The sequence below is a fragment of the Streptomyces sp. NPDC005761 genome (genome assembly GCF_040630635.1).
GTDB lineage: Bacteria > Actinomycetota > Actinomycetes > Streptomycetales > Streptomycetaceae > Streptomyces.
The window spans coordinates 364,383-379,748 of the sequence record NZ_JBEXXX010000002.1 but is presented as its reverse complement, the minus strand read 5'-3'; the positions used below and the strand labels follow the sequence as shown (position 1 = coordinate 379,748).

8 protein-coding genes are annotated in these 15,366 nt (G+C 72.2%); 3 read left to right on the top strand and 5 right to left on the bottom strand.

The features are described 5' to 3' along the window. Window positions 1-384: 384 nt before the first annotated feature. Window positions 385-939, bottom strand: a complete 555-nt coding sequence (locus ABZ434_RS03890) for a MarR family transcriptional regulator (protein ID WP_359131863.1) — start codon at window positions 937-939, stop codon at window positions 385-387. A gap of 147 nt (window positions 940-1,086) precedes the next feature. Between ABZ434_RS03890 and ABZ434_RS03885 the strand changes: the two genes are divergently transcribed. Next, window positions 1,087-2,388 (top strand): MFS transporter, encoded by a 1,302-nt coding sequence (locus tag ABZ434_RS03885; protein WP_359131887.1) that lies wholly within the window; start codon window positions 1,087-1,089, stop codon window positions 2,386-2,388. 27 nt (window positions 2,389-2,415) lie between these two features. Here ABZ434_RS03885 and ABZ434_RS03880 read toward each other — a convergent pair whose 3' ends face one another. Beyond that, the gene (locus tag ABZ434_RS03880) at window positions 2,416-4,080 is read right to left on the bottom strand and encodes a SpoIIE family protein phosphatase (RefSeq protein WP_359131862.1); all 1,665 of its coding nucleotides are present in this window, start codon (window positions 4,078-4,080) and stop codon (window positions 2,416-2,418) included. Between the two features lie 194 nt (window positions 4,081-4,274). Then, complete coding sequence (locus ABZ434_RS03875; RefSeq protein WP_359131886.1) at window positions 4,275-5,627, bottom strand: NAD(P)/FAD-dependent oxidoreductase; 1,353 nt, start codon at window positions 5,625-5,627, stop codon at window positions 4,275-4,277. 383 nt (window positions 5,628-6,010) lie between these two features. Between ABZ434_RS03875 and ABZ434_RS03870 the strand changes: the two genes are divergently transcribed. Further along, window positions 6,011-6,925 (top strand): helix-turn-helix domain-containing protein, encoded by a 915-nt coding sequence (locus ABZ434_RS03870; protein WP_359131861.1) that lies wholly within the window; start codon window positions 6,011-6,013, stop codon window positions 6,923-6,925. 524 nt (window positions 6,926-7,449) lie between these two features. Further along, the gene (locus ABZ434_RS03865) at window positions 7,450-9,441 is read left to right on the top strand and encodes a sigma-70 family RNA polymerase sigma factor (RefSeq protein WP_359131860.1); all 1,992 of its coding nucleotides are present in this window, start codon (window positions 7,450-7,452) and stop codon (window positions 9,439-9,441) included. A gap of 150 nt (window positions 9,442-9,591) precedes the next feature. Here the strand turns inward: ABZ434_RS03865 and ABZ434_RS03860 are convergent, their stop codons facing one another. Next, entirely contained in the window at window positions 9,592-12,969 is a 3,378-nt protein-coding gene (locus ABZ434_RS03860) for a BTAD domain-containing putative transcriptional regulator (protein ID WP_359131859.1), read from the bottom strand. A gap of 280 nt (window positions 12,970-13,249) precedes the next feature. Next, window positions 13,250-15,361 (bottom strand): asparagine synthase-related protein, encoded by a 2,112-nt coding sequence (locus ABZ434_RS03855; protein ID WP_359131858.1) that lies wholly within the window; start codon window positions 15,359-15,361, stop codon window positions 13,250-13,252. Window positions 15,362-15,366: the final 5 nt, after the last annotated feature.

The window sequence follows — 15,366 nt, the reverse complement described above, 5'->3', positions numbered from 1 at the left end:
CAAGGAACGGACGCTTCCTTTGTACTCACCCTCTCGGGCTTTCCTCCGGGCGCTTCCCTTCGGTCTTGCGTTTCCGACTCTATCAGACTCTTTCGTGTCCGATTCCCCGTCAGCGGGGTTTGTCTTTGCGGCTGTTGGGCCGTTCCGACGTCCCAAACTCTAGCGAATTTTCCCGGCGACTCATAATCGAGTCTTCGCAATCAATTTCGGCATGCCGAAATTGATCCCCAGTGGGAGTTCGTGTCGAGAGTGGTTGCCGCATTCGCGGCGGATGGTTGTCCAAGAACCGTTCCGGCTCGGGGACAACTCGAAGAACCTTACAGATCTCGGCGAGTCGCGTCAACCCCTCCCCGCCCGCACCCGCAGGGGCGGTGCCGGGCGGTCTCAGCCCAGGTCGGTGAGACGGCCGCCGGCGTCGGGCTGGGCATGTTCGACGCGGCGCAGGAGGCGGATCAGTATCTCGCCGAGCGCTCCGCGCTCGTCGCCGGAGAGGTCCTGGAGCAGGTCCTCCTCGAAGCGCGTGGCCATCCGCATCGCCTCCAGCCACTTCGTGCGGCCCTCGTCCGTCAGCTCGACGATGACCCGTACCCGGTTGTTCTCGTCGCGATCGCGCGTCACGAGGCCTTCGCCTGCCATGCGGTCGATGCGGTGCGTCATCGCTGCGGGGGTCAGGCCGAGCCGCTTGGCGAGTTCTCCGGGGCCCAGGCGATAGGGAGCGCCGGACAGGACGAGGGTCTTGAGGACCTCCCACTCGGCGTTGCTGATGCCGAGGGCTGCGACCTGCCGTCCGTACGCCACGTTCATCCGGCGGTTCAGCCGGCCCAGGGCGGACACGACCTGCTCGACCTGCGGATCCAGGTCGCGGAACTCGCGCTGATAGGCGGCGATCTGCTCGTCGAGGCTCGGCTCCTGGAGCTCGGGCTCGGTGGTGTCAGACATGGCGGGCAGTATGGCACGCCCTCCGTAGCCGTCGAAGTCCTTCAGCCTGTATTGTTGACGTTCTAACTTTAGTGTTAAAGTCTTCGGGTTCGAGTCGTTCGATCGTGTGGTTTCGAGACCTTGAGGTAGGTGAGTGTGACCAGGGAAATGGGTGCAGCACTGCGGCGGATCCAGCTGGGGAGCGCGCTGAGCGCGTTCGGGCTGGGGTTCACCGTCCCGTATCTGTACGTCTACGTGGCGCAGGTGCGGGATCTGGGTGCCGGTACGGCGGGAGTCGTACTGGCGGTCTTCGCCATGGCAGCGCTCGCCGTCCTACCGTTCACCGGCCGGGCCATCGACCGTCGCGGGCCGCTGCCCGTCCTGGTCATCGCCTCCGTCGTCGCCTCCCTGGGCGCCGTCGCGCTCGGCTTCTCCTCTCAAGTCACCGCAGCCGTCCTGTCGGCCGCGGTGCTCGGAGCGGGGACCGCCGTCATGCAGCCGGCCCTCGCCACGATGCTCGTCCGCTGCTCCGACACCGCCACCCGTACCCGCGCCTTCGCGATGCAGTTCTTCCTGCAGAACCTGGGGCTCGGCATCGGTGGTCTGGTCGGCGGCCTGATCGTGGACACGAGCCGTGCCTCGTCCTTCACGCTGCTGTTCCTGATCGAAGCGGTGATGTTCCTCGTGCTCGGCGCCATCTCGGCGACCGTGCGGATGCCGCGTCTCCCCGCCGCCGCGAAGGAAGTGGGGGCCGACGGATCGGCTCCACGCGGCGGGCTGCGGGTGCTGCTCTCGCACCGGGCCATGGTGCAGCTCTGCGTACTGGGCTTCGTGGTGTTCTTCGCCTGCTACGGGCAGTTCGAATCCGGCCTTGCCGCCTACGGCACCGAGGCCGCCGGGATCCAGCCTTCGACGCTCGGTATCGCGCTGGCCGCCAACACCGCTGTCATCGTCGTCGCCCAGTTCGTGGTGCTGCGCCTGGTGGAGCGCCGCAAGCGCAGCCGGGTCATCGCCTCGGTCGGCCTGATCTGGGCGTTCGCCTGGATCGTGGCCGGATACGCAGGGCTGGGACACGGCAGCCAGACCATGGCGACCGCCGCAATGATCTCCACGTACGCACTGTTCGGGCTCGGCGAGGCGATGCTGTCGCCGACCGTCGCACCTCTCGTCGCCGATCTGGCGCCGGAGTCGATGGTCGGTCAGTACAACTCGGCGTTCGCGCTCTGCAAGCAGTTGGCGCTGGCGGTCGGACCCGCTGTGGGCGGCCCGATGGGGGCCTCGCTGCACGGGCCGTACATCGTGACGTTCGTGCTGTTCTCGCTGGGCATCACGGTGCTCGCACTGCGGCTCGGCCGGCGGCTCACCCCCGTACAGGACCAGCCTTCCCTCGCGGCCGTGCCGTCGCGGGTGGTGGCCGTGTCGTTGCCGGAGAACACTCCGGCGCCGGCGCCGGTCGTCGCCGTGCACTGACGGTCCTGGTCCGTGCGGCCCTGGCCGTTACTGCGGCAGGGCGAACTCACACCAGACCGCCTTGCCACCGCCGGGTGTGCGGCGGCTGCCCCAGGACGTGGCGATCGACGCGACGATGGAGATGCCCCGGCCCGCTTCGTCCCCCGGTTCGGCGCGGCGACGCCGCGGCAGGTGGTCGTCGCCGTCGGTCACCTCGATGATCAGCCTGCGGTCCGTACGCCGCAGGCCCAGGCGCATCGGCGGCGTCCCGTGCTGGAGGGAGTTGGCCACCAGCTCACCGGCGGCGAGAACGCCGAGGTCGCACAGCTCCATCGGGAAACGCCACGACGTCAGCACTCCCGTCGCGAAGGCGCGGGCGCGGGGTGCCGCCTCGATGCCGCCGAGCAGATCGAGCGAGGCGTTGTGGAACAGCTCCGCCGCCGCGCCCGTGCGCGCGGGGTGCTGGACCACCAGCACCGCCACGTCGTCGTCGTGCTCCGCGGTGATGTTGAGAGAACGCATCAGGCGGTCGCAGACCACTTGCGGCGACCCCTTCGCGCCGGAAAGCGCCCGCTCCAGCGAGGCCACGCCCTCGTCGATGTCCTCGCTGCGGCGCTCGACCAGGCCGTCCGTATAGAGGACGGCGGTGGAACCGGGTGGCAGCGCGATCGTGCCCGAGGTGTGGATCCAGCCGCCGGTGCCGAGCGGAGGGCCGGGCGGGTCCGCGGCGCGGCGCACAGTGCCGTCCTCGTCGCGCACCAGGATCGGGAGGTGGCCGGCGGAGGCGTAGACGAGCAGGCCCTCGTTGGGATCGTGGACGGCGTAGGCGCAGGTCGCGATCTGGCTGGCGTCGATCTCGGCGGCGAGCCCGTCGAGGAGCTGGAGCACCTCGTGCGGGGGAAGGTCGAGCCGGGCATAGGCGCGCACAGCCGTGCGCAGCTGGCCCATCACCGCGGCGGCGCGCACCCCGCGGCCCATCACGTCCCCGATGACCAGTGCGGTGCGGCCCGCCCCGAGGGTGATGACGTCGTACCAGTCGCCGCCGACCGCGGCGTCCGTGCCACCCGGCTGGTAGGTGGCGGCGATCCGCAGGTCGTCGGGCTGTTCGAGCTCCTGCGGGAGCAGTGAGCGCTGAAGGGTGACGGCCGTTTCGCGGTGCCGGCTCTCGCTGGTGCGCAGCCGCTCCGCCGCTTCGGCGTGATCGGTGACGTCCGCGGCGTACACGAGGACGCCGCCCTCGTGGCCCCGGTCCTTGTCGTGCCGCACGGGGGTGCAGGTGACCGTGTACGAGTTGCCGCTGCCGGCCTTGCGGGACTTGACCGTGCGCGGCGTGCCGCTGCGCAGGACCTGGTCCATCAGGGGAAGCAGGCTGAGCTCAATGAGCTCGGGCATCGCCTCGGCCGCGGGCGCGTCCAGGGGGCGCGGGCCGAACGCCGCGGTGTAGGCGTCGTTGACGTACGCGATGCGGTGATCGGGTCCGTGCACCAGGGCGACGAGGGCGGGCAGCTGGCCGAGGATGTCGCCGGCGGAGAGGCCCTCCAGGGCTGGTGCGGAGCACTCGGTGGCGGGGCCGTCGAGATCGCCGCCCGGAGGGCCCGACCCGGTGTCGGCCTGTGCGTACTCGGCGCGGGCCGCCGGGACGGGACTGCGGTCGTCCCGGGCGGCTCTGCGCTGCGTACCGGGTAGGCGGGCGCTCCAACGCGTGAAGTTCACGGAATCTATGGCCTCGTGTGTCGGTCTGGTCCGCTCGGGCGGGCTGCTTCCTCTGCCGGGGCGTCGCAAGTATGCGTGGCGGTCTGTTTGCCCCTGGGACGGTCTTCCTCGGTGGTCACTGTCGGTCGCTGCCGGCCGGGTCACTCTGTGCAGATGTGAGCCCACCTATGGTCACACGTCCAGTGTGTCGGACCCTACTGACAGTCGCCGTCGTCCGGCCGCGGGCGCCTGCCTGCGGCGATTTCGAACTCGGCCCGGGGGTGTTCAAGCGATCCCAGGGAGACGATTTCCCGCTTGAAGAGTCCGGCGAGCGTCCATTCGGCCAGCACCCGGGCCTTCCGGTTGAACGTGGGGACACGGCTCAGGTGGTACGTGCGGTGCATCAGCCAGGCCGGATACCCCTTGAGCCGGCGACCGTACACGTGCGCGACGCCCTTGTGGAGGCCGAGGGAGGCAACGGATCCCACGTAGCTGTGCCGGTACTCCTTGAGCGGACGGCCGTCGATCGCCGCGACGAGGTTGTCGGCCAGGACCTTGGCCTGGCGGACCGCGTGCTGGGCGTTGGGGGCGGTCTCCCTGCCCGGTTCGGCGGCGGTCAGGTCGGGGACGGCGGCGGCGTCACCCGCGGCCCAGGCGTGTTCGGTCCCCTCGACGGTGAGCCGGGCGGTGCAGACGAGCCTGCCGCGTGCGTCGAGGGGCAGGTCGGTGGCCGCGAGCAGCGGGGCGGGTTTGACCCCGGCGGTCCACACGAGCGTGCGGGTCGGGAATCGGGAGCCGTCGCTGAGCACGGCGATCCGGTCCTCGCACGACTCCAGCCGGGTGTCGAGGCGCACGTCGATGTTGCGGCCGCGCAGCTCGCCGACCGCGTACCTGCCCATCGACTCCCCGACCTCGGGGAGGATACGGCCGGTCGCCTCCACGAGGATCCATTTCAGGTCCTCGGCCTTGATGTTGTGGTAGTACCGCGAGGTGTAGCGGGCCATGTCCTCGAGCTCGGCGAGCGCCTCCACTCCCGCGTATCCACCGCCGACGAAGACGAAGGTCAGGGCGGCGTCGCGGATGGCGGGGTCGCGGGTGGCGGACGCGATGTCCATCTGCTCGATCACGTGGTTGCGCAGCCCGATGGCCTCCTCGATCGTCTTGAAGCCGACGCCGTGCTCGGCGAGGCCTGGGACCGGGAGGGTGCGTGAGACGGAACCGGGTGCGAGGACGAGCTCGTCGTACGGGATCTCCACGGCACCGGTGCCGTCCTCGCCCGTGGCGAGGGTGGTGACGGTCGCGGTTCGCTCGCTGTGGTCGATGCGCCGGGCTTCCCCGACGACGATGGTGCAGTGCGCCAGGACCCGGCGCAGGGGCACGACGACATGACGCGGCGAGATGGAGCCGGCGGCTGCCTCGGGGAGGAACGGCTGATACGTCATATAAGGGTCGGGGGTGACGACGACGATCTCCGCCTCACCACTTCTCAGTCTCTGCTTCAGCTTCCGTTGGAGACGCAGCGCTGTGTACATCCCGACATAGCCCCCACCGACGACGAGAATGCGCATGCCCGGCGGGGGGCCGAGGGGTGTTCCCCCGGAATCTGAAGCCATCACCACCCCATGACGCAACGTGCGCAGGAGTTTGTCCACAGCCCCGGCAAATTGTGTGACCGGAGGTTCTGTGCGGGTCGCGGCCGTCGGCCGCACCGTATGTACGGAAGCCTCGCAGGTCAGGGGTTACGGAGGGGGCGACGGGAGGGGGCCTGATCGGATATCGGCCGGTCGGTGCTCCGACCGCAGGACGCTCCCGGCGGGCTGCCCCCTTCTGAATTGACCCTGGCTCAACTATGTTCGTATGTCGTCGGGGTGTCGGACGGTGACCATCGGTCCACCCTCGACTGACACGGCGGGAGTCTCCGGGGGGAGACGTCATAACCGGGGGAACAGTTATGCATATTCAGGAATCGCATTGGCCGACTGCTGCGGTCGCGTCCGAGGAAAACGGACGGATCGGCGCGGTCGGCACGGTGAGCGGTGTCGGAGCCGTCGCGGCCATGGCGCCGTCGGGGGCCATGAGCACGCTGGGAGCCGCGCTCGGCGCCCAGGCAGGCGGGGTCGGCACGCACGCCCGCTCGGCGCCGCTGCGCGTGGACGCACAGCGCAATCTCGAACACGTGCTGCGAGCCGCTCGCGAAGTGTTCGGTGAGCTGGGGTACGGCGCTCCCATGGAGGACGTGGCACGCCGCGCGCGGGTCGGTGTCGGCACGGTGTACCGGCGCTTCCCCAGCAAGGACGTGCTGGTGAGGCGGATAGCCGAGGAGGAGACGGCCCGGCTGACCGACCAGGCCCGGTCCGCGTTGGGCCAGGAGGAGGAGCCGTGGTCGGCGCTGTCGCGCTTCCTGCGGACGTCGGTGGCCTCGGGTGCCGGGCGGTTGCTGCCACCGCAGATACTGCGGGTCGGTGTCGAGGCCGACGAGGCCGAGGTGGCCGGCGAAGCGGGAGCCGTACGGGCCTCGGAAGCGGCGCCGGGCGACGCGTGGGACGAGCCCAGGGTGCCCCAGCAGCGCCAGGAGACCGGTCAGGCTGCGGCCCAGGCCGGCCTGCGGGTGGCCGACCACCGTCCGGTGCCGGGGGACGGGAGCGAGGACCTCGGTGCCGGAGCGGCCGATCTGCTGGAGGTCGTGGGGCAGCTGGTCGACCGGGCGCGGGCGTCCGGTGAGCTGCGCCGTGATGTGACGGTGGCGGATGTGCTGCTGGTCATCGCGACCGCGGCGCCGTCTCTGCCCGATGCGGCTCATCAGGCGGCGGCCTCGGCCCGGCTGCTGGACATCCTGCTGGAGGGGTTGCGCTCGCGTCCTGCCTGAGTGAGATGGCCCTGCTGCGGAACGGGCGGGGTAGGGACGGGGCGGCCCACGGACGCTACGGAACGGGCGGGGTAGGGACGGGGCGGCCCACGGACGCTGCGGAACGGGCGGGGTAGGGACGGGGCGGCCTACGGACGCGGCGGAACGGGCCCGGGCCGCGGAAGGGGTGGGCCGAGTCCGGAGGGGGCGGCCGCTGTCCGGAGGCGGTGGCCCTGTCGGGAGTCGGTGACCACGGTTTGGAGGCCGAGTCCGGATGCGGTGGCCGAGTCCGGATGCGGTGGCCGAGGTCCGGATGCGGTGGCCGAGGTCCGGATGCGCCTCGTCCTTCGCGGTCGTCGCGTTCCGTCCCGACTTCCACGTCAACACGTCCCGTCACTCCTTCCCCGAATGAGTGCCCCCTAGTGCTCACTCTCGGGAAGACGCCCCGGATGAGTGGTTGCCGCGGCTGAGGGGCCGCCGTTCCTGCCCTCTGTGGCACGCTTGCCCGGTGTTCGGGTCCGAAAGCGCATACGGGGGCGTCCGCGATGAGCGGTGACGGGCAGCAGGAAGAGTCGCTCGACGGTGTGGCCTCAGTCGCCGGCGGCACGGAGGCGGGCGGGCTGCCCGGGCATCAGGTGCCGAGCCAGGCCCGTCCCCGGGTCTCGGATGCCGGGGACGAGCGTGGCGGCACCGTCCTGCCCGGGCCTTGGCCGCCCGCTCCGGCCGAGAAGCCCGCAGCCATGGCCACCGACGCGATCGACGCCGCAGCCGCGGCCGGGGTGCCCATGCAGCGGGCACCCAGCGGTCCGCCCGCCGGGGACGCCCCCTCCGACGCCCGGTTGATCCAGCAGATGCGGGAGGGCGACGACCTCGCGTACGAGGAGCTGTTCCGCCGCCATTCCGACGCGGTGCGGCGCTATGCGCGTACCTGCTGCCGGGACGCGCACACCGCCGACGACCTGACCGCCGAGGTCTTCGCCAGGACCCTGCAGGCGGTTCGGGGCGGCAAGGGCCCCGAGGAGGCCGTACGGGCCTATCTGATGACTGCGGTCCGGCACGTCGCCGCCGCGTGGACGAAGACCGCCAAGCGTGAGCATCTGGTCGACGACTTCGCGGTGTTCGCCGCACAGGCTTCGCGCACCTCCGAGGTGTCGGACGCGGACACGCTCGATCTTGGTGCCGACGTGATGGCGATGCACGAGGCGGAGCAGTCGATGGCGATGCAGGCGTTCCGCAGCCTTCCGGAGCGCTGGCAGGCCGTCCTGTGGCACACCACCGTGGAGGAGGAGTCGCCCAGCGACGTCGCCCCGCTGTTCGGACTGACGGCCAACGCCACGTCCGTGCTGGCCAGCCGCGCCCGTGAAGGGCTCAAGCAGGCCTATCTGCAAGCCCATGTGAGCCAGGCGCTCACCTCCGGCGGGGACTGCGCGCGCTACGCGGACCGGCTCGGCGCGTACGCCCGTGGGGGCCTGCGCATGCGTGCCGAACGCGGCCTGCGCGGCCATCTGGACGAGTGCGGGAAGTGCCGGCTCGCGGCAGGCGAACTGGCCCATGTCAACGCCGGGATTCCCGCACTGCTGCCGATCGCGGTCATCGGCTGGTTCGCCGCCGGTTACACGCTCAAGGCTGCCGGAATCGTGGGTGGTGGCGTGGTCGGCGCCGCCGGTGCGGGAGCCGCCGCCGCGGCGACCGGAGGCGGCTCGTCCACGGGTTCCGCCGCCGGGGGCGCCGCCGCCTCCGAGGGGCTCGGTGCTCCGGCGAAGGCCGGTATCGCGGCGGCGGTGGCCGTCGCGGCCGCGGCCGGGCTGGTCTGGGCGCTGGTCGGGAACGACCAGCCCCGCCCCGAGGCGAAGCCGGTCGCCCGGCCCCCGGCCGTGGCGCCCGCGGTGCCGACCCCCACGCCCCCGAAGCCGACACCGAAGCCGTTGGCGCCCGCGCCGCCGGCCCCCGCACCACCCGATCCCACCCCGACACCCACGCCGACACCCACTCCGCCCCCGCCCCCCAAACCCACCCCCACGCCCACCCCGACACCCACGCCCACTCCCACGCCCACCCCCACACCTACGCCGACACCCCCACCGCCGCCCGCTCCCGCCCCGGAGGTGTACCAGGTCAGCGAGCTGGACTACACCCTGCTCGGCGACCACAGCGGCCCCGAGGTGGTACTCGGTGAGAGCAGTTGGGTGTGGCAGCGTTCCGGCATGTCGATCGGCGGCACTCGGTACGCGCACGGGGTGACCGTTCACAGCCGTTCCTCGGTCCACATCCAGCTGAACCGCCGGTGCACGCGCTACGAGGCGATGGTCGGCGTGGACGACCTGACCATGGGGCTCGGCTCGGTGCGGTTCTCGGTGTTCGACGGCGACGGGGCCCGGCTGTGGCAGTCCCCGGTGTTGAAGGGCGACGACCCCGCCGTTCCGGTGAGCGTCGGCATCGAGGGTCAGGAGCGGATCCGGCTCGTGGTGGAGCCCACGACCCCGTTGGGCGGGGTCGCCCTCGCCGACTGGGCCGAATCGCGCATCAGTTGCCGCTGATCGCCGGCATCCCTGCCGTGACGTGACGTGATGTGACCTGGCCCGGGGTGGGGTGACCTGCCGTGATGTGATGTGACCTGGCCTGAGTTGAGTGACCTGGCGTGCCATGCCGTGGTCGGTGCGGGCCGGAGCCGTCCTGTGCCCTTGGGGTCACGGCAGGTCCGCGGTGATGCCTTCCAACAGGTCGATGACCTCGTCGAGGGTCAGCCCCAGGCCCGCGCCACGCTCCTCCTCGTACCGCAGCGCACCGAGCTCCTTGCGGGCCAGCCGTTCGGCCGCGTCCACCTCTGTCTGCTCCGCCGCGGCCCTGGGCCCGGACAGCCGCCAGCTGTCGGCGGCGGCCAGGACGCGTGCGGCGGCCGCGTGACGGCCCACCTTCGGCAGCACCGTGGCCACGCCGTCCGCCACGTATCCGGTGACGATCTCGGGGCAGTGCGCATCCCTCGCCGCGACCAGGGCTGCCGTGAGCCTGCGCAGCCCTGCGACGGGTCCCCCCTCGGGCTCGGGTTCGCACACCGAGATCCGCGCCGACAGCCCCTCCAGTGCCACGGTGAAATGTGAGGGCGGGCCGCCGCGCCCGGCCTCTGCCCGGGCGGCGGAGAGCAGTTCCCGGGCGCCCGCCGCATCGCCGCGGTGAAATGCCATGGTGGCCCGGAGATAGTGGATGTACGCGGTGGCATCGTGCACCTGATGGCTCTCGGCCTCGGCCTCCGAACGGTCCAGCCCCAGGGCGGCGGCCTCCAGGTCACCCGTGCGGTAGGAGAGTTCGGCCAGCCGCGCCAGGAGGAACGGGGCCTCGGCGTGGGCACCGACCTCGCGGGCGAGCAGCAGCGCCTCCTCGTAGGCCGCACGCGCCTCGTCGTAGAGCCCGCGCATCATGCCGGCCTCTGCCGCGGCGCTCGCGACCTGGGCGCGCATCCACCGGTCGCCGATGCGACGGCTCAGTGCGCGCAGTTCGGCGAGGTCGTCGTCGATGCCGGGCATGCCTCCCGGCATGTCGACGATCATGTGGGTGCGGAACATCAGGGTGACGCCGTACTCCCACTCGCCCCCGTGAATGCGGGCGCTGTCGACGGCTGCGTCGATCTTCCGCCGTACGTCGTCCGAGGTTCCGGTGAGGAACGACGTCATCGGCCAGAGCAGTCCGGGGAACCGGGCTCCCCGCGGTCCTGCGGATGCGAAGGCCTCGGCCACCCGCCCTATGAACGCGTGGAGCTGCGCGTCGTCCTGGTTCATGTCGTCCGAGCCGCCCTCCGCCGCGTAGAAGAACCACAGCATGTGGAGGTTCATCCGGTCCCAGTACCGCGGGTCTGATTCGTCCGCGGGGTCCGGGCCGAGCGCCAGGACTCTCTCGGTCCAGGAGAGGCCTTCGGGACGGTAGTTGCGCAGCCACCAGAACCAGCCCATGCCCAGTACCAGGCGCGTCGCGTCGTGTTCGCAGGGGAGAGCGGCAGCCGTGGTGCGGTGCAGTGCGGCGCGGATGTTGTCGAGGTCCGTCTCCAGGCGCTGGATCCAGGGGAGTTGGTCGCCCGAGCGCAGGCGCGGCTCGGCCTCCTCGACGAGCGCGGTGAAGTAGGCGGTGTGCGCACGTCCGGCGGCGTTGCGGAGGTCCGGGGTCTCGGCGCAGCGCTCGACCGCGTACTCGTGGATGGTCTCCAGGAGGCGGTAGCGCATCGTGCCGTCCGCGGCCGGGGTGGCGACGACCAGGGACTTGTCGACCAGGGCGCCGATCAGGTCGGCTGTGTCGGCGCCCGCGTGCCGGCCGGGACCGGCAGGAATGCGGATGACGGCTTCCGCGGCAATCAGGTCCCAGCCGCCCGCGAAGACGGAGACCTGGCGCAGAGCTGTGCGTTCGTCCTCGTCGAGAAGGTCCCAGGACCAGTCGACGACCGCACGCAGGGTCTGCTGGCGGGGCAGTACGGTCCGGCTGCCTGCCGTCAGCAGGCGGAACCGGTCGTCGAGCCGGTCCGCGATCTGGCGTGGGCCGAGCAGCCGCAGGCGGGCGGCCGCGAGTTCGATGGCGAGCGGCAGGCCGTCCAGCCTGCGGCAGATCTCGGCCACGGCTTCGGGATCGTGTGCCGGTTCGTGTTCGGGATCGAAGCCGGGGCGCACGGCCCTGGCGCGTTCGGTGAACAGGCGGTGTGCGGGGTCGGCGGGCAGCGGGTCGACCGGTCGTACCGACTCGCCGGGCACGCCGAGCGGTTCGCGGCTGGTGGCGAGGACGCGCAGCTGCGGACAGCGGGTCAGCAGGGTCTCGGCCAGCGCGGCGGCCGCGCCGATGACGTGCTCGCAGTTGTCGAGGATGAGGAGCACCGGCCGGGCACGCGAGCCGAGGCGGTCGACGAGCAGATCGACCGGATGGGCTCGAGGAAAGGGCCCGTCGTGGGTGCCGTCCCGCAGCAGCGTCGTCTCACGCAGCCCGAGGGCGGACAGTACGGCCCCCGGTACGGCCTCGGGGTCCTCCACCGGGGCGAGCTCGGCGAGCCAGACGTCTCGGGGGACGTCGGTCGCCTGACTGTCGCGTGCTGCGGACTCCTCCGCGAGACGGGTCTTCCCCGAGCCGCCGGGGCCGGTGAGGGTGACCAGCCTGGACCGGGCCAGGTCGTCGCGGATGGCGTGGAGTTCGGGTTCGCGGCCCACGAAGGAGGTGAGCCGGGGGCGCAGGTTGCCCCGGGCCGGTTTCACGTGAAACGTGCCGGTCGGTGCGGGGGTGACGGGTGTGGGAGCCAGCAGTTCTTGGTGGAGGGCGGTGAGTTCGGGCCCGGGGTCGGCGCCGAGGCCCTCGGCGAGGGTGCGGCGCGCGTCCTCGTAGGCGGCGAGCGCGTCGGCCTGTCGGCCGTCGGCGCGAAGGGCGCGGATGAGCTGGGCCCGGAAGCGTTCGTCGTACGGGTGGGAGGCGGTCAGTTCGGTCAGCTCGGCGACGAGAGCAGCGGGACCGGGGACAGCGTCCGGCGGGGTGACGGCGGCCTTCCGCATCCCGGACGCGTCGGGTGCCGTAGCCGGCGCTCCAGGCACGGTGGACACCGCGCTGCGCAGATCGGCCTCGATCCGGCGTTCCAGCGTGGACAGCCGGTGAGCCTCAGGGCGAAGGGCGTGGCCGTGCTCCCCGTCGGGCAGGTCGTCGAGGGCGGGGCCGCGCCAGAGGGCGAGTGCGGTACGCAGGGTGCGCGCGGCTTCGGCCGGGGCGCCGGCCTCCAGCTCGGCCCCGCCCTGCCGGGCCAGCCGCTCGAAGACGTACAGGTCGACGTCGTCCGGTCGGGCGATGAGGCGGTAGCCGCCGGGGCTGCTTGCCAGCGCGTCCTTGCCCAGTACCCGTCGCAGCCGTCCGACGAGGGCCTGGAGCGCGGCGGTGGCGTCCGCCGGGGGCTCGTCCGCCCAGACGTCCGCGACGAGCTCGGTGACGGGTACGGCGCGGCCCGGTCGCAGGGCAAGGGCTGCGAGCAGGGCACGCAGGCGTGAACCGCCGAGGGGCAGCGCAGCACCGCGCTCGTCTCGCGCCTCCGTGATGCCCAGGATCAAATACCGCACCGCGCCATTGTGTCCCGCCGCTCGCGCCGAGGGGTGCCCCGCAATTCCTGGTGGGTCAGTGCGCGGCGTCAGATGCGGTGCATCGCAAGGTGGAGAGGGCTCCGCATACTGGACGTTACTGGATGTATTCGCGCGTTCCGACAACACTGCGAGATGCCGTAGCTGTCGTCGTGCGCCCGCCGGGGAGTGCGGGACACCCCTTGAAGGACGTCGCAGGTCCGGCCACTTCCTGCACACGGCAGGACCGGCCGCCCGTAACCCGGCGCCGGACGACCGCGGACTACCCCTGGAGCGAGCGCCGGGCCGGGGCCACCCCGCCGGCGACCGCGCGCTGGCGGGGTGCCGCCGTCCCCGTCCAGCAGGTGCCGCGCCGCGAGATGAGGCGGCGCAGCCACAGTTCCGTCGAGGCGAGGTCGGCCAGGCCGTCCAGGGGGAGGGGCTCGCCCTCGGAGGCCGCGCGCAGGGCCTTGCGCACGACGCGGGCCTCGACCAGACCCGCGTCGGCGAGCAGCGGAGCGTCGAACAGAGCGATCAGCTCGGGCAGTGAGGCGCGCAGCCCGGTCCGGGTGACGGCGGCCGAGGTGGCCTGGGACGGAGCGCCCCAGCCGGGTGGCAGTTCGTGGATGCCGGTACCCGCCAGGACCCGGCGCAGGATCGCCGCACGGGCGCCCGGCTGGACCCGGAGGGACTCGGGGAGCGCACGGGCCGCGCGTACGACCTGGTTGTCCAGGAAGGGTGCGTGCAGGCGCTGGCTGCGGACCTCGGCGGCCTGTTCCAGGATCCGGTGGCCGGCGGCGTGCCGGGCGAGAGAGGCTCTGGCCCGCGCCTCACCGGGGCGCTGGACGGAGGTGGGGCGGATCGCCGCTTCCTGGAGCCGAACCGATACTTCAGCCAGGGCCTCTCCCGTGAGCCACCGGGCGGCGGGGCCCGGGCGGGACCAGGTCAGTGCGGCGAGCGAAGCGTCGGCGGGGGTGTCGAGGTCGGGGGTCAGGCGGTTGGCGTCGGGCAGGCGGCCGGCCGCGGCTTCCAGGCCGGTCCGATAGGACGTGCGGGCCAGCCGGCGGGCCGCCCGGTAGACGGTCAGCGGCACGAACAAGGAGTGTGCGGACGTGCCTTCGGCCTTGGCGAGCGCGGCGACCGGGCGCACCAGATGGCGTCGTCTGCGGTCGATCAGCAGATCGGCGAGGCGGGCCGGGTGGGCGTCGAGCACCTGCCGGGCGCCGTCCCCCACGAAGTGGTCGGCGCTGCCCGCGGAGAGGCGGCGGCGGTGACGTTCGACGAGGACGAGGGAGGGGGCCGGCTCGTCGGTCAGCGGGCCGTTCTCCAGGTCGGCGTAGGGCAGAGCCTCTTCGCCCGCGGCGACCACGACGTGGTGGAGCCTCGGGTTGGTGGCGATGATGCGGGCGCGTTCGAGTTCGTCCTCGTGGGCGCGGGTCGTCAGGTCGTTGAAGGTGACGGCGAGCAGCCGCTCCCCCGCTCCCGTGCCGTGGCCGAGGATCGTGCCGGGCAGACCGGGAAGCCCGGCGGCGAGCAGGGCGAGCGTCGCCGACGCGCTGCCCCCGGAGAGGTCGGAGCCGATTCCGGGGACCGGGGCTCCCCGGGCGGCGCGGCGTTCGGCAGGGCCCATGCCGGGGACGGGGCCGGGGTCGGGCGGCAGGGTCTCCGGGGCGTGACGCGGTGCCAGGAGTCTGGCGCGGACGGCTTCGACGAGGGCGTCGCGCACCCCGTCGACAGCGCTCACCGGGTCGAGTTCGGGTGCGGCCACGGCGAGGGAGGCCACTGCCTCGTAGCCCGTGATCTCCCGCGAGCCCTCGCGGAGGATCAGCGCATGCCCGGGCGGGATGCGCTTCACCCCCTCGTAGGGAGTGCCGTCGCGCAGCGCCTCCGGGGTTTCGGGGCAGGCGAGCAGGGCTGCGAGGTGGCCGATGTCCAGCTGGGCCTCGATGAGGTCGGCGAGGGGGAGCGCGGCAGTGGCGTAGGCCGTGCCGCCGGCCCAGGGCGTGTAGAAGACCGGGCGGGCTCCGGCGAGGTCTCCGGCCACGGTGATCCGGCGGCCTATCTGGACGACGGCGGTGTAACTGCCGGTCCATGCGGTGAGGTGGCGCAGGGCTCCGCCACGTGCGGCGAGCAGGCCGACGCGCAGTTGTTCGTCCGTGGCACCGCAGCAGCCGAGGACGGCAAGCCGTGCCGTGGGGGCGCCTTCGGCGGTGTCCACCCGGACGGTGCGGATCTCGTCGGGCCGCCAGTCACCCACTGCCCACAGCGGGTCCGGGTCCCCCCACAGGAGTTGGGAGCCCACGGGGTGCATCGTGCGCCCCTCGTCACTGCCGCCGACCGCTCCGGCCGTGCCGAAGCTCGCGGCGATACTGCTCCAACCCACCAACCAACGCATCGCCG

Excerpts from the sequence above, each read along its gene's own strand:
- ABZ434_RS03890 (WP_359131863.1), bottom strand. The coding sequence starts at position 939 with ATGTCTGACACCACCGAGCCCGAGCTCCAGGAGCCGAGCCTCGACGAG.
- ABZ434_RS03885 (WP_359131887.1), top strand. The coding sequence starts at position 1,087 with ATGGGTGCAGCACTGCGGCGGATCCAGCTGGGGAGCGCGCTGAGCGCG.
- ABZ434_RS03875 (WP_359131886.1), bottom strand. The coding sequence starts at position 5,627 with ATGCGCATTCTCGTCGTCGGTGGGGGCTATGTCGGGATGTACACAGCG.
- ABZ434_RS03870 (WP_359131861.1), top strand. The coding sequence starts at position 6,011 with ATGCATATTCAGGAATCGCATTGGCCGACTGCTGCGGTCGCGTCCGAG.
- ABZ434_RS03865 (WP_359131860.1), top strand. The coding sequence starts at position 7,450 with ATGAGCGGTGACGGGCAGCAGGAAGAGTCGCTCGACGGTGTGGCCTCA.
- ABZ434_RS03855 (WP_359131858.1), bottom strand. The coding sequence starts at position 15,361 with ATGCGTTGGTTGGTGGGTTGGAGCAGTATCGCCGCGAGCTTCGGCACG.